Source organism: Cohnella ginsengisoli, from assembly GCF_029525555.1.
GTDB lineage: Bacteria > Bacillota > Bacilli > Paenibacillales > Paenibacillaceae > Cohnella > Cohnella ginsengisoli.
The window spans coordinates 303,232-316,144 of the sequence record NZ_JAPDHZ010000002.1 but is presented as its reverse complement, the minus strand read 5'-3'; the positions used below and the strand labels follow the sequence as shown (position 1 = coordinate 316,144).

The 12,913-nt window shown below is 58.1% G+C and carries 16 protein-coding genes, 1 tRNA gene and 2 pseudogenes; all 19 read left to right on the top strand.

Translation table 11 applies throughout. The features are described from left to right. Positions 1-80 precede the first annotated feature (80 nt). The 19 genes and pseudogenes from OMP38_RS01590 to OMP38_RS01505 all read left to right on the top strand — a co-directional run bounded on the left by OMP38_RS01590 (position 81) and on the right by OMP38_RS01505 (position 12,861). A pseudogene (locus tag OMP38_RS01590) lies at positions 81-357 on the top strand (stage VI sporulation protein F). Positions 358-543: 186 nt separating this feature from the next. Then, complete coding sequence (locus OMP38_RS01585; protein ID WP_277563595.1) at positions 544-1,164, top strand: nitroreductase family protein; 621 nt, start codon at positions 544-546, stop codon at positions 1,162-1,164. A gap of 191 nt (positions 1,165-1,355) precedes the next feature. Further along, on the top strand, positions 1,356-1,535 hold the full coding sequence (locus OMP38_RS01580) for a DUF2768 family protein (protein ID WP_277563594.1): 180 nt from the start codon (positions 1,356-1,358) through the stop codon (positions 1,533-1,535). A 29-nt stretch (positions 1,536-1,564) separates the two neighbouring features. After that, positions 1,565-1,861 carry a 2Fe-2S iron-sulfur cluster-binding protein gene (locus tag OMP38_RS01575; protein ID WP_277563593.1) on the top strand — a complete coding sequence of 99 codons (297 nt, stop codon included), beginning with the start codon at positions 1,565-1,567 and terminating at the stop codon, positions 1,859-1,861. 12 nt (positions 1,862-1,873) lie between these two features. Next, entirely contained in the window at positions 1,874-2,503 is a 630-nt protein-coding gene (locus OMP38_RS01570; RefSeq protein ID WP_277563592.1) for a nucleotidyltransferase family protein, read from the top strand. Further along, on the top strand, positions 2,493-2,852 hold the full coding sequence (locus tag OMP38_RS01565; RefSeq protein ID WP_277563591.1) for a 2Fe-2S iron-sulfur cluster-binding protein: 360 nt from the start codon (positions 2,493-2,495) through the stop codon (positions 2,850-2,852). Before OMP38_RS01570 ends, OMP38_RS01565 begins: the two co-directional genes overlap by 11 nt. 44 nt (positions 2,853-2,896) lie before the next feature. Beyond that, the gene (locus OMP38_RS01560; protein WP_277563590.1) at positions 2,897-3,649 is read left to right on the top strand and encodes a hypothetical protein; all 753 of its coding nucleotides are present in this window, start codon (positions 2,897-2,899) and stop codon (positions 3,647-3,649) included. 254 nt (positions 3,650-3,903) lie between these two features. Continuing rightward, positions 3,904-5,382, top strand: coding sequence for a stage IV sporulation protein A (gene spoIVA, locus OMP38_RS01555; RefSeq protein ID WP_277563589.1), 1,479 nt, complete (start codon positions 3,904-3,906; stop codon positions 5,380-5,382). Between the two features lie 227 nt (positions 5,383-5,609). Next, positions 5,610-6,758 carry a sugar ABC transporter substrate-binding protein gene (locus OMP38_RS01550; RefSeq protein ID WP_277563588.1) on the top strand — a complete coding sequence of 383 codons (1,149 nt, stop codon included), beginning with the start codon at positions 5,610-5,612 and terminating at the stop codon, positions 6,756-6,758. 87 nt (positions 6,759-6,845) lie between these two features. Further along, positions 6,846-8,364, top strand: a pseudogene (locus OMP38_RS01545) (sugar ABC transporter ATP-binding protein). Further along, positions 8,361-9,347, top strand: coding sequence for an ABC transporter permease (locus tag OMP38_RS01540; protein WP_277563587.1), 987 nt, complete (start codon positions 8,361-8,363; stop codon positions 9,345-9,347). The pseudogene OMP38_RS01545 and the gene OMP38_RS01540 overlap by 4 nt, the downstream one beginning before the upstream one ends. A gap of 113 nt (positions 9,348-9,460) precedes the next feature. Beyond that, positions 9,461-9,733, top strand: a complete 273-nt coding sequence (locus OMP38_RS01535) for an HU family DNA-binding protein (RefSeq protein WP_090112863.1) — start codon at positions 9,461-9,463, stop codon at positions 9,731-9,733. A 408-nt stretch (positions 9,734-10,141) separates the two neighbouring features. Beyond that, a complete protein-coding gene (locus OMP38_RS01530; RefSeq protein WP_277563586.1) occupies positions 10,142-10,684 on the top strand; it encodes a hypothetical protein in 543 nt (180 codons plus the stop codon). Further along, complete coding sequence (locus OMP38_RS01525) at positions 10,674-11,198, top strand: accessory gene regulator B family protein (RefSeq protein WP_277563585.1); 525 nt, start codon at positions 10,674-10,676, stop codon at positions 11,196-11,198. The genes OMP38_RS01530 and OMP38_RS01525 overlap by 11 nt, the downstream gene beginning before the upstream one ends. Continuing rightward, the gene (locus tag OMP38_RS35450; protein WP_420869575.1) at positions 11,195-11,317 is read left to right on the top strand and encodes an AgrD family cyclic lactone autoinducer peptide; all 123 of its coding nucleotides are present in this window, start codon (positions 11,195-11,197) and stop codon (positions 11,315-11,317) included. The genes OMP38_RS01525 and OMP38_RS35450 overlap by 4 nt, the downstream gene beginning before the upstream one ends. Next, complete coding sequence (locus tag OMP38_RS01520) at positions 11,314-11,694, top strand: LytTR family transcriptional regulator DNA-binding domain-containing protein (RefSeq protein ID WP_420869574.1); 381 nt, start codon at positions 11,314-11,316, stop codon at positions 11,692-11,694. Before OMP38_RS35450 ends, OMP38_RS01520 begins: the two co-directional genes overlap by 4 nt. A gap of 137 nt (positions 11,695-11,831) precedes the next feature. Further along, a tRNA-Pro gene (locus OMP38_RS01515) sits at positions 11,832-11,908 on the top strand. A 120-nt stretch (positions 11,909-12,028) separates the two neighbouring features. Then, entirely contained in the window at positions 12,029-12,253 is a 225-nt protein-coding gene (gene mtrB / locus OMP38_RS01510; RefSeq protein ID WP_277536868.1) for a trp RNA-binding attenuation protein MtrB, read from the top strand. An 89-nt stretch (positions 12,254-12,342) separates the two neighbouring features. Next, positions 12,343-12,861, top strand: coding sequence for a hypothetical protein (locus tag OMP38_RS01505; RefSeq protein WP_277563583.1), 519 nt, complete (start codon positions 12,343-12,345; stop codon positions 12,859-12,861). Positions 12,862-12,913: the final 52 nt, after the last annotated feature.

Here is a 12,913-nt window from a genome sequence, read left to right as displayed (position 1 = left end):
TCCGCCTTCAAGCCCGCCCACACCGTCGTCCCCCCGTGCCTCATAGGATACAAGGCATGAGTTGCGGAGGAGGGGGAAGCATGGACAAGAAGATGTCCAAGGATGTTCTTCATTCGGTCAGCAAGAAGACGGGTAAGCCCGTATCGGAAGCGTCGCTCAAAAAAAATCGCGCAAAAGGTGTCCCCGGACATCCTGCAAAACGAAGCGCAAATCCGCCAGCTGATCAAGCAAGTTTCGAGCACGGCAGGCGTGCCGGTATCGGAAGACACGATCAAGGAGATCGTGGGCGCCGTCAAAAAAAGCGGATTGAACATCGGCAATCTCGAAGGACTCATGAAAATGATGCTCAAAAAATAAGGCCGGACCCGCTAAAGCCCTCTCCCTTGCATGGTGCATGGGAGCTGGGCTTTTTCGCATGCCCGGCGCCTTCGATCGCGCATGCACTTAAGCTGGAGAAGCATCCCATTCATTGTTTTCGCGCAATCGGGCAACCTGTAGCAGTATCAACTCAAACCGAATGCCGAAAAGGGGAGACAAACTGCCATGACGATGGATACGAGTGTCCGCGACCACTTTCTGGCCGCCGTCAGACAGCGTCGCAGCTTCTACGGCATCAGCGACGAAGCGGTCGTGCCGGACGAGCGGATCGAGGAGATCATTAAGGAAGCGGTCAAGCACACGCCGTCTTCGTTTAACTCCCAGAGCGCCAGGATCGTGCTGCTGCTGAAGCAGGAGCACAAGAAATTTTGGAACATTACGACGGAGACGCTTCGCAAAATCGTCGCCGACCCCGAGCAGTTCAAGGCGACGCAGGAGAAGATGAATGCATTCGCCGCCGGATACGGCACCGTGCTCTTTTTCGAGGATCAGACCGTTATCGAGGGCTTGCAGCAGCAATTCGCCTCCTACAAAGACAACTTCCCGAAGTGGTCGGCGCATTCTTCGGGCATGCATCAGTTCGTCGTGTGGACGGCCCTCGAGACGGAAGGCTTCGGCGCCTCCCTGCAGCACTACAATCCGCTCGTCGACGAAGAAGTCAAACGGACCTGGGGATTGCCAGACAGCTGGTCGCTGATCGCGCAAATGCCGTTCGGCAAACCGGTCGCGCAGCCGGGGGAGAAAACGTTCAAGCCGCTGGAGGAAAGAATCAAGATTTTTAAATAATAGCGAAAGGCCGCCGGAGCGAAGCAACGGCGGTTTTCGTCATTTTTGCGCGCGAAACGCGATTGTCCCCCAAGAATGTGGTATAATATGTTCCGTTTTATAGAATCGAAAACCGGCCGTTCGTGTCTTCGCGCGAGTGGTTCTCGTTATACATAAGGCTGCAGGGTTAGGGAAGGGACTGTTATCTTGCAATGGATCCGATGATGAAAATGTGGGTGTCGTTCGTCGGCATCGGACTGATGGTGCTGTCGGCGGTGCTGATCATGCTCGCCAGGGCGAAGACCAAGGGCGCGCTGCGCTTCGCGCTCTCCTTCGTCGCCTTCATCATGCTGCTCGTGGGCATGGTCTGCGGACTTATATCGATCATCTGACAACGAAGAACGAAGCCGGAGGATTTGCTATGCTGACGTTAAAAGGTAGAACGATCGAAGCGCGTATCGAGCCGCGAGTGGGCGCTACGCTGCTGGAGCTTGCGCTTGGCGCGGGCGTCGATTGGCAGTTCAATTGCTCGAGAGGGACATGCGCGCGCTGCCGCTGTCTCATTACGGAGGGCGGCGAGCAACTGGAGGAGTCGACCGACGCCGAATGGATCCGTCTCGGGCCGGAAGAGCTGGATGCGGGCTATCGCCTCGGCTGTCAGGCGCGAATCGAGACGACCGGCGGCACGATCTCGGCCGTCAACCGGACGTACTTCTAAGGAGTTGAAGACATGCCGATGGAAGTAGCGGGAGCGGGCGAGAGCATTCTGCGCGCCCTGTCCGCTTTTGCGGCGTTGACAGGGGACTGCGACGCGCGCTGGGTGGTCGGGGGCAGCGCCGGACTCGCGCTTCGGGGAGCGCGGCTTGCTTCGGCGCCGAGAGATCTGGACATTTATGCGGATGCCGCCGCGGCCGCCGCGCTTCATGAACGAGCAGCCGGTTGGGCCTCGGACGGTCCGGCATGGGACGAGACGGGAAGCTACCGTTCGTTGCTGTCCCATTACCGGTACGGCGGCGTGACAATCGAGCTTGTTGGGGATTTCGAGGTTCAAGTGCCAGGCTCCCGCTACCGGACCGAAGTCGACGCCTTTTTATATGCGCATGGGGACGATTGGATGCCGTACGACGGCGCCCGGCCGATCCGTCTTATGCCGCTCGGACATGAATTGATCTTTAACCTGCTGCGCGAGCGCCGGGACCGCGCGCTCGAAGCGGCCAGGCTGATCCGGCTGGAGCCGGAAACGCACTTGCCTGCGCTTCAGCGGCTAGCCGCGAGACAGTCGCTGTCCGGCGACATCAGGAGAGAGCTGCGGCGACTAACGGCCGCGGAGCCGGAGGAGGGCGCTGACGATGGGCGATAAAGGCGGCTGCGAAGTCGAGTTCGGACCGGAAGGGCAAGTGGCGAGCGTCAGGTCCGGCACGACATTGCTCGAAGCGTCCAGAAGGGCGAGGGCCCCGGTGCGCACGCGGTGCGGCGGCGTGGCCGGCTGCCTCATGTGCAAGGTGGACGTGCCTCCGGCTTACGGGGACGCGCTCACGCTGCCGACGGAGGCGGAGCGGCGCAAGCTCGGTCCGCTGCTTGAACAGGGCGTCCGGTTGTCATGCCAGGCTCGGGTCCGCCGCTCCCTTCGGGTGGAGGTTCCCGAGGACCCGCTCAAGGCTGCCGTTCGCAGGCAGCTTGAACGGCAGCGCTCGGACGATCTATGGTAAACGAAAAGCCGATAATGAAAGCGAACACGGGGGGGCTTTTGGATTTGAACAGGACGCAATGGATGATTAACGTCCGGCTGGCGGCTAAGCGAGCTGCGATGTTCGCAGTCGCGCTCGCGCTGCTGCCGCTGGCCGGCTGCTTGTACCCGGACGAATACACGCCTTCGAATCAGGTGTCGGCCAAAGAAGCGGTGAACGCCGTACAGGCCGCGGTCGACAGCTACCGCAAGGACACGGGGCTTTTGCCGATCGAAAATGCTTCGGAGGGGACGCCGTTATACGAGAAATTCCGTCTTGACTTCGCCAAGCTGAAGCGGATGGGATATGTGACCGACATTCCCAAGGAGGCGTTCGAGAGCGGCGGCTCCAACCAGTTTCTCATCGTCGACGAAGAGAAAGACCCCAAAGTGAAGCTGCTGGATCTGGCCGTCTACCAGGCGATCGGCGCGGTCCAGTCGAAGGTGAACGCTTACGTGCTTAAGCATAAAGGGAAGCAGCCGGTTGCGGACGAGATCTATCCGGACTTCCGCAGGGTCGATTACAACGCGCTCGGCATCGACGATCCGGCGATCCGCAGCATGTACACCGGCCGGGTGATCGAGCTCATGATCGATCCCGGCAGCGCCGTCTACGCCGATTACGGCATCGATATCGTCAAGGCTTTGGAAAAATCGCAAGCCAAGCCTAGCGAGGCGGACGATTTGCGAGCGCTGCTGGCGGACGAATCGTTTTACGTTCCCGTCAAATCGCCGATTTATCGGCTGGTCGACGGCGAACCGCGGGCTTCTCTTAAATAAGCGAAATGGCCATAACGGCCGAACCGTTCCGCTTGCGGAACGGTTTTTTTTGTTGCTTCTCCGGACATAGGCGCCCTGTTCCTGTCATAAGATCATTTGGATGAGCGAAAGGCGGGCGGGGCGCTTTAAAAATTACGACCGCTCGTCATATTCGCCGGCATGGCACATACAATGATACTAGTCCAAGTTCATGTACGAGTCCGTCGCGCTGACGGAACCGCAGGCTTCGCGATTACGAAGGGGAGGGAATCTCAGTGGAAAAAGTGGATATTTTCAAAGATATCGCCGAACGTACGGGCGGCGACATCTACCTCGGGGTCGTCGGCGCCGTCCGGACAGGCAAATCGACCTTTATCAAGCGATTCGTGGAAACGGTCGTGCTGCCGAACATCGCACATGAAGCGGATCGCGTCAGGGCGGTCGACGAACTGCCGCAGAGCGCGGCGGGCCGTACGATCATGACGACGGAGCCCAAGTTCGTGCCGAACAACGCCGTTCAGATCAAAGTCAGCGAAGGCCTCGAGGTCAACGTTCGGCTGGTCGATTGCGTCGGCTACGCGGTCGAGGGCGCCAAAGGCTACGAGGACGAAAACGGTCCTCGCATGATTACCACGCCTTGGTTCGAGGAAGCGATTCCGTTCCAGGAAGCGGCGGAAATCGGCACGCGGAAGGTGATCCAGGAGCATTCGACCCTGGGCGTCGTCGTAACGACCGACGGTACGATTGCGGAAATCCCGCGCAGCTCCTACGTCGAGGCGGAGGAGCGCGTCATTGCAGAGCTTAAGGAGGTCGGCAAGCCGTTCGTGCTGATCGTCAACTCGACGAGGCCGAAAAGCGATGAAGCGCAGGCGCTCCGCGCCGAGCTTGCCGCCAAATACGATATACCCGCCATCACGCTGAGCGTGGCGTCGATGGGCGAGGACGAGGTGCTCGGCGTACTGCGCGAGGTGCTCTACGAATTCCCCGTCCACGAAGTCAACGTCAACCTGCCGAGCTGGGTCATGGTCCTGCAGGAGCAGCACTGGCTGCGATCGAGCTACGAAAATTCGGTCCGCGACACCGTCCGCGACATTCGTCGCCTGCGCGACGTCGACCGCGTCGTCTCGCAGTTCCTCGAATACGACTTCGTCGACCGCGCCGGTCTCAGCGGTCTCAACATGGGTCAAGGCGTCGCCGAGATCGACCTGTACGCGCCGGACGAATTGTACGACCGGATCTTGCAAGAGGTCGTCGGTACGGAAATCCGCGGCAAAGACCACTTGCTGCAGCTGATGCAGGAGTTCTCCCACGCCAAGCGGGAGTACGATCGCTTCGCCGAGGCGCTCGAAATGGTGAAGACGACCGGCTACGGCATCGCGGCGCCGACGCTTGCGGAGATGCAGCTCGACGAGCCGGAGCTCATCCGGCAGGGCTCGCGATTCGGCGTCCGGCTTAAGGCGACCGCGCCTTCGATCCATTTGATCCGCGTCGACGTCGAATCGGAGTTCGCGCCGATCATCGGTACGGAAAAGCAGAGCGAGGAGCTCGTGCGCTACCTCATGCAGGACTTCGAGAAGGATCCGATCAAGATCTGGGATTCTGACATCTTCGGGCGCTCGCTGCACTCCATCGTCCGGGAGGGCATTCAAGGCAAGATCGCCATGATGCCGGACAACGCCCGCTACAAACTGCAAGAAACGCTCGGCCGTATCATCAACGAAGGCTCAGGCGGACTCATCGCCATTATCCTTTAAACGCAAAGCCCGCGCGCCGTTAAAGGCTCGCGGGTTTTTTGCGTTGCGAGGACGAAGGAGGGCGACAGGTTCTTATTTTATTCTTGTTATATCGACATCGTTCGCCTAAAATAGATTCTTGTGTATGATAGCCGATGGTCTATAAACACAAAAACCAATTGACATACTTGGTAATAAAGAATATATTATTTGACAGAATGATTTAATAGATTAGGGAGGCCATTCTAGTGAAAAAGCAATTTCGTTTTGGGACCTGGCTCGCGCTGACGTTGGCGCTTGTTCTGCTCCTGGCCGCATGCGGCAACAAAAACAACAACAATGCCGCATCCGGCGGCTCGGCATCGGCATCTCCGTCCGCTTCGGCATCCGAATCGGCGTCGCCGTCCGCATCCGACGCCGGCGGAGACGCAGATGCGCTTAAGGGCAAGAAGATCGCGCTGATCATGCGCCTGAACACGGGCACGTTTTCCGCCCAGTACGTCGACGGCGTTAAAAAGCAAGTCGAAAAGTTCGGCGGCCAGTTGACCGTCATTCCTTCCGACAACAAGCTCGACGTCATGGCGACGAACCTGGACGCCGCCGTTACCCAGAAGTACGACGGCATCCTGCTCGACCACGGCGACGCAGGCGCGCTGACCGCGGGCGTGGACAAGGCTATCGCGGCCGGCATCCCTGTCGTGGCATTCGACTCGGGCCTGACCAACGCCGGCGTCACGAGCATCGCGCAGAACGACCAGAAGATGGCCGAGCAGACGCTTGCCGCGCTCTCGAAGGATTCGGGCGGCAAGGGCAGCATCGTCAAGATTTGGGTTGCAGGCTTCCCGCCGATGGAGTCCCGCCAGATCGCCTACAAGGCATTTTTGGACGCTAACCCGGACATTAAAGAAATCGCGGCATTCGGCACCGCGGACGGCGCGCAGCTCGACGCGCAGACGAAGACCGAAGCGATCCTCAAGCAATATCCGGAAAAGGGCAGCATCACCGCCATCTGGGCGGCTTGGGACGAGTTCGCCAAGGGCGCAGCCAACGCAGTCAAGCAAGCCGGCCGCGACGAGATCAAGATTTACGGCATCGACCTGAGCGACGAAGACCTCGCGCTGATTCAAGATCCGACGAGCCCGTGGGTAGCTTCCGCGGCCGTCGATCCGGCATCGATCGGTCAAGTCCAAGTCCGTTACCTGTACCAAAAGCTGCACGGCGACGAAACGCCACCGACGGTTCAGCTCGACTCCGTATACGTAAGCCGCGACGCGCTGCCGACGGACAAGAAAGTAACGACCGCCGATCTGTCCCAATACGTGGACGGATGGGGCGCGAGCGATACGGGCAACACGGATTACCTCAAGGCGCTTGAGCAATCCGTCGGCGCCAAGTAAAATAAGGTAGACACGAGGACGGCGCGGGATTCTGACCGCGCCGTCCTGTATTGCGATCGGAGAGATATCCCGAAAGGAGGAGCGCAAATGAGCGACGCCTTATCGCTCGCGATGAAAGACATATCGAAATCGTTCGCCGGCGTCAGCGCGCTCGGCGGCGTCGACTTTACGCTGCGCCCGGGGGGAAGTGCATGCGCTGCTCGGCGCGAACGGCGCCGGCAAAAGCACGCTGATGAAAATATTGTCCGGCGCATACGAAGCTGACGGCGGCACGATCCGGATCGGAGAGCGCGAGCTGTCGATTGCGTCGCCGGCCGACGCCAAGGCGGAAGGCATTCACTGCGTCTACCAGGAGGTCGACACGTCCTTGGTACCGCATCTCAGCGTGGCCGAAAACATGATGCTAGACCGGATCGCGGCAGGCAAGGGACCGATGTGGATGAACTGGGCGGCCATCGGCCGGGAGGCGGAAGCGGTGCTTGCCCGGATCGGATCGCGTATTCCGGTCAAGCGCAGGGCGGACGAGCTTACCCTGGCGGAAAAGCAGATCGTGCTGATCGCCAGGCTCCTCGCGCAGGAGGCCAAATTCGTCATTCTCGACGAGCCTACGGCCCCGCTTAGCCTTGAAGAAGCGGACCGGCTCTTCGGCATCATGGACGAGCTGAAAAAGCAAGGCATCGGCATCGTATTTATTTCGCATCGGCTGCCCGAAGTCAAGCAGGTCAGCGACCGGATCACCGTCATGCGCGACGGCAAGGTCGTGCTGTCCGAGCCGGCATCGGCGGTGGAATCGGGCGATATCGTTCGAGCGATGCTCGGCCGCAGCTTCGAGGAGGAATATCCGAAGGCGACCTTACCGATCGGCGAGACGCTGTTCGAGGTCGAGGACATCGCGGCCGGTCATCGCGTTCGGGGCGTGAACCTCACCGTTCGCCGCGGCGAGATCGTCGCGGTCGTCGGCCTCGTCGGCGCAGGCAAGACGGAGCTGTCGAGACTGCTGTTCGGAGCGGATCCGGCAGACCGGGGCAAGGTTAAGATCGCCGGCAAGAAGGTGAGCGCCGCATCGCCGGCGGATGCCGTCCGCGCCGGGATCGCGCTCGTGCCGGAAGAGCGGCGCAAGGAAGGCATTCTGGTCGGCTCTTCGGTCCTCCATAATCTGAGTTTGCCGATTTTGAAGCAGCTGAGCGGCGCGCTCGGCTTTCTTTCCAGGCTGTCAGAGCGCAAGCACGCGGAAGGCATGGTCGGCCAGCTTGGCATCCGTACGGCCTCGACCGGCCAGCTCGTCGGCTATTTAAGCGGCGGCAACCAGCAGAAGGTCGCGATCGGCAAATGGATGGCGACGGACGCGGAAGTATTTATGTTCGACGAGCCGACCAAAGGCGTGGACGTCGGCGCGAAGCGCGACATTTTCCGCATCATCGGCGAGCTGGCCGCGGCAGGCAAGGGCATCCTGTACTTGACCTGCGAATTCGCCGAGGCGCTGGGGCTCGCGGACCGCATCCTCGTGATGTGCGACGGCGCGATCGTCAAGCAGTTCGCCCGAGGCAGCGTCACCATGGAAGAGCTTCTTTATTACGCGAGCGCAGGCAAGGAGGATCTGGCGTGAACAACCGGCTGTTGCAATTTTCGTACAAATACGGCGCGCTTATTTTTATCGGGCTCGTCATCTTGTTTTTTTCGCTGCGCAACGAATACTTTTTCACTTATTCGAATCTCGTGGACATTTTGCGGTCGATCTCGATTCTCACCTTCGTGGCGATCGGGGTGACCATCTCGCTGACGGTCGACGGCTTTGATCTGTCCGTCGGGTCCACGGTATCGCTGACGACGGTCGCCACGGCCACGATGATGATCTGGTACGAGCTGCCGCTGGCGGTCGTGCTCGTCGTGCCACTGCTCATCGGAGCCGTCGTAGGCCTGCTGAACGCCTTTCTGATCGTCAAGGTCCGGATTCCCGACCTATTGGCCACCTTGGCGGTCATGTACATCGTGAGCGGCATTCACAAGACCTACACGAAGGGGTATTCGATCTATAACAACATGCAGTTCCAGGACGGCACCAAGGCCCCTGGCGTCATGAACCCCGATTTTCTTTGGATCGGCCAAGGCAAGCTGTTCGGCGTTCCCTTCCCGGTCATATTAATGATCCTGGCGGTGATCGGGGCGCACGTGTTTCTTAAATATACGCGCTTCGGCCGCCAGACCACGATGACCGGCGGAAACGAGGAGGCCGCGCGTCTGTCCGGGGTCCGGGTTCGTCGCGTCCGCGCGTGGGCTTACGTCGCATCGGGCGTCTTCGCCGCCATCGGCGGCATTCTGTACACCGCGCGCGTCGGGTCCGGCCAGATCGACGCCGGCGCGCCTATGCTAATGGACGCCGTCGCGGCCGTTTTCGTCGGCTACTCCGTTTTCGGAGCCGGCCGCCCGAACATTATCGGGACTTTCGTAGGGGCCGTCCTGACGGGCATCCTGATCAACGGCTTGACGATGCTGCATGTCCAATATTACACGACGGATATTATTAAAGGGGCCGTCTTAGTGCTCGCGCTGACCGTCACGTTCGTGCATTTGAGCCGCCGAAGAGCGTGAATATCGGGCGCGCGCCGCTTGCCGCTTGCGGCGCCGCCGTTTTCATGTGTATAATTTTCGTTGAAACGGATAAACAGATACTACGCCAGTTGTCCGTATGGGAGGTGAATGCATTGAACAAGACCGAACTGATCGCGAAGGTTTCCGAGCTTGCCGACCTTTCCAAGAAGGACGCGACATCCGCGGTGGACGCCGTTTTCGACGTCATCTCCGAAGCGCTCCAATCCGGCGATAAAGTACAGCTCGTCGGCTTCGGCAACTTCGAGGTTCGCGAACGCTCCGCCCGCAAAGGCCGGAACCCGCAGACCGGCGACGAGATCGAGATTCCGGCAGGCAAGATCCCCGCGTTCAAGCCGGGGAAGGCGCTCAAGGACGGAATTAAATAATAAGACCTAAGCGTTTGGCGCTAGCGCTACATACCGCGTGCCGGGTACGCTGCGCACGGGAAGCCATCTTAGCCTGTATCAAGGGCGAAGATGGCTTTTTCTATTCTTTGGCGGTCCTCGCGGCCGGCTTCATATTTTGCGATAAAGCGATTTACACGCATCGACACGAATGTTAGTATTTTATCAGAATAGGTATTCAGGTGGATTTTGTAAAATAATATCTTCCAACAGTGGATGATTTTATCGTTTTATAGTATTTTAGATAAAAGGGGCTCAAAGCCAATGCATTATGTACCATTCATAGTAGGAGCCGCCATCGAATGCTTCGGCGTTTTCCTGGTCATGTTTTCCCTTTTTCGCTTCCGACTCAACAGGAGGGCCTTCATCACCGTATCGATCGTTGCGTTCATGATGAGCCAGGTTTCCTACTTTACGAGATTGAATCCGGAGACCGTGAACCTTTCGACTTATATACAATTCTTTCTCTACGTCATCATTTTATGGATTCTGTTTCGGGTCCCGATTTTCTATTCGATCATTATGAATTTCGCAGGTCTATCGCTGCTTATCGTCGTCCAAGGCGTCACGATCCTCGCACTGGGGCGGTACAACTCCATATCCGTCGAGACGATCAAGGACGACGAGGCGATCAGCGTATCGGCGCAGCTGCTCACGTTTATCTTGATGTTCGTCGTCGCTCGCATCATCAAGCGATTCAATTGGGGATTCGACTTCGTGCCGACCTCGCGCAGGCACGATTTGGAGTTCAAAGGGACCAATGCGACGTTGATTGCCGTCATCATTTCTGCGATCGTCGCGTTTATGGTGCTAGCCTACGTATTCCGCAATGAATTCGAAGATTACGTCGTTTACGCGAGTCTCGTATTCATATTAACCTTGCCGCCGTTTCTTTATATCGCTTTAAGGAAGGACAATGAGGATGCTGCGTAAATATTCGGAAGGCCTCAACTTCAGGATGACCGAAGCGGGCGTTCAGGCGCCTTCGGCGGACGTCATTGAATACGCGCTCAAGATCATCGTCAATACGGTGCTCATCGCGACGGTCACGCTTGTACTGGGCTTGGTGACCGGAGAGCCGGCAGCGACCTTGGCCGTCATCGTATCCTTTGCGATTCTCCGTCTGGCGACGGGAGGATATCACCTGCACTCGAACGTCGGCTGTATCGTCGGTTCTACGATCGTCTTGACGTTGATCCCGCATATCCACCTCTCGAATGCATGGTCGCTCGGGCTGACGATTTTTGCCTTCGCGATGGTCGCGATTTTCGCGCCTTCCAACTTCGACAAATACGCATGGATCAAGCCGAGACACTATCCGATTCTCAAGGCGATCGGGCTCGCGATCGTCGTTTCGAATCTGTGGATTCGATCCGATCTGCTCGCTTTGACCTTCGCGGTCCAGACGCTTCTGCTGCCATTTAAGGAAGGAGGTGAAGAAAAATGAAAAAACGCGCATACAGTATGGTAGGTTCCCTGCTGGTAGCTGTCGCTTCCTTGTTCGCATTTACGGGCTGCTACGTATTCCTGAACAAACCTACAATGCCGAAGGAGCTCCGCAGATGAGCAAATTGATTCCGGTTTCCATTCGCCGCGGCAAAGAGGTTGAAGTGATCGAGATTCCGCTCGAAGATGTGCTGTTCCAGTTCATCGAGAACGGAGTTATCAAGTTTCAGACATCGTACGGCGTCTTCAGCCATCTCAGCTCCCTTGAAGAATTCGACCGCTACTTATCCGGTGAAGGCTTCCGAAAAGTCGAACGCGGCTATTTGGTGCAAACGGATAAAATCCAGCGGTACGACGGAGATCTCGGGCGCGTGTTTTTTGAAGGCGGCATCAGCGCGCCGGTGTCCAGGGCCCATCACAAGGACTTGGTCGCATTCCTCCGTGAAGGTTCCGAGGCGCCTGCTTACAGATTGAATCTCAAGCCTTCCAAAGCTTAAGAGGAATGGCCGACGGCACTGCTAGATCGCCGTCGGCTACCTGGGATCGATCGCTCCAAATATTTTTTCGAACGATCGAGTTAAGCTTGCAAGCGAATCGTAGAGCATGCTATAATCACATACGTTCGCTATTATTCCGGGACGTAGCACAGTCTGGTAGCGCGCACCCTTGGGGTGGGTGAGGTCGTGGGTTCGAATCCCGCCGTTCCGACCATTACATACGTGAACAAGACTGCTTCCCGCGGCTTCGACCCGGGGAGCTGTTTTTAATTAGTAGAGCCGTTCTAATTTTGAGGCAGACAGCCGTCAAAAAGATGACAAGGAGGCAGTCGATATGGAATTACCTAACCAAGCGGATTATATCGTGGTCAAAGCCAAAGAAAGCGGCGTGAACGTGATCGGATTGACGCGCGGGCAGGATACCCGATTTCACCATACGGAGAAGCTGGACAAAGGCGAGGTTCTGATCGCTCAATTTACCGACCATACGTCCGCCATTAAGATTCGCGGCAAAGCCACGGTATTGACCAAGTACGGAATCGTCGAGACGGACAACTAAAGCATGTCTCGTAGAGCAGGCATAGCCTGCCCTTTTTATTTATACAATGGAAGGAGCGAAGACCAGGCTCGGTCACGGGAGGGATATCGATGCGTCATTGGTGGAGCGGGATTGCGCTGCTTGCGGCCGGCGTTTGCGTCATCGTGCTGCTCAGCCTGATTCAACCTGCTCGGCCTGAACGCACCCGATCGGGCGCGGAAGGGCTGTTCGTCCCGATTCGCAGCGAACGTCTCGTAGACGAGGGCGTCGCCGATCTGATCGATCCTTTGCCGCTCGCGAATGCGATTAACCGCGTCAGATGGGAGCCCGGCATCCTAAGCGTGGATCTGGCGGTCGCGCCGGGTTCGGGCGGCACCGAAGCGCTTTTAGGGGACCTATACGAGCTGTCCAGGGCTTCGTTCGAGCGCGTGAACAATGTCAGGCAGCTCTTGATACGGATCTATTTCCCTGAGGAAGATCGCAGGGTGTTGCTCGCATCGGCTGACATCAGGGCCGCGGATTGGGCGGCGTTGAACGAATCCATGCAGTCCGAAGGGGCGCGTGCTTCCCGATTTCGCTTGAACTGGACGGCGGCCGGGCGGTCCTGGCTCGCAAATTTAGCATTTTAATGAACGGTTTGCGCGTCTCATGCGGCGCGCAAACGGTTATGTTATAATTAAT

Bases quoted from the DNA above. Each gene is read 5' to 3' on its own strand.
- OMP38_RS01570 (WP_277563592.1), top strand. From the start codon at position 1,874: ATGCCGATGGAAGTAGCGGGAGCGGGCGAGAGCATTCTGCGCGCCCTG.
- OMP38_RS01520 (WP_420869574.1), top strand. From the start codon at position 11,314: ATGAGCAAATTGATTCCGGTTTCCATTCGCCGCGGCAAAGAGGTTGAA.
- OMP38_RS35450 (WP_420869575.1), top strand. From the start codon at position 11,195: ATGAAAAAACGCGCATACAGTATGGTAGGTTCCCTGCTGGTAGCTGTC.
- OMP38_RS01505 (WP_277563583.1), top strand. From the start codon at position 12,343: ATGCGTCATTGGTGGAGCGGGATTGCGCTGCTTGCGGCCGGCGTTTGC.
- OMP38_RS01565 (WP_277563591.1), top strand. From the start codon at position 2,493: ATGGGCGATAAAGGCGGCTGCGAAGTCGAGTTCGGACCGGAAGGGCAA.
- OMP38_RS01530 (WP_277563586.1), top strand. From the start codon at position 10,142: ATGATGAGCCAGGTTTCCTACTTTACGAGATTGAATCCGGAGACCGTG.
- OMP38_RS01525 (WP_277563585.1), top strand. From the start codon at position 10,674: ATGCTGCGTAAATATTCGGAAGGCCTCAACTTCAGGATGACCGAAGCG.
- mtrB (WP_277536868.1), top strand. From the start codon at position 12,029: ATGGAATTACCTAACCAAGCGGATTATATCGTGGTCAAAGCCAAAGAA.
- OMP38_RS01580 (WP_277563594.1), top strand. From the start codon at position 1,356: ATGGATCCGATGATGAAAATGTGGGTGTCGTTCGTCGGCATCGGACTG.
- OMP38_RS01585 (WP_277563595.1), top strand. From the start codon at position 544: ATGACGATGGATACGAGTGTCCGCGACCACTTTCTGGCCGCCGTCAGA.
- OMP38_RS01575 (WP_277563593.1), top strand. From the start codon at position 1,565: ATGCTGACGTTAAAAGGTAGAACGATCGAAGCGCGTATCGAGCCGCGA.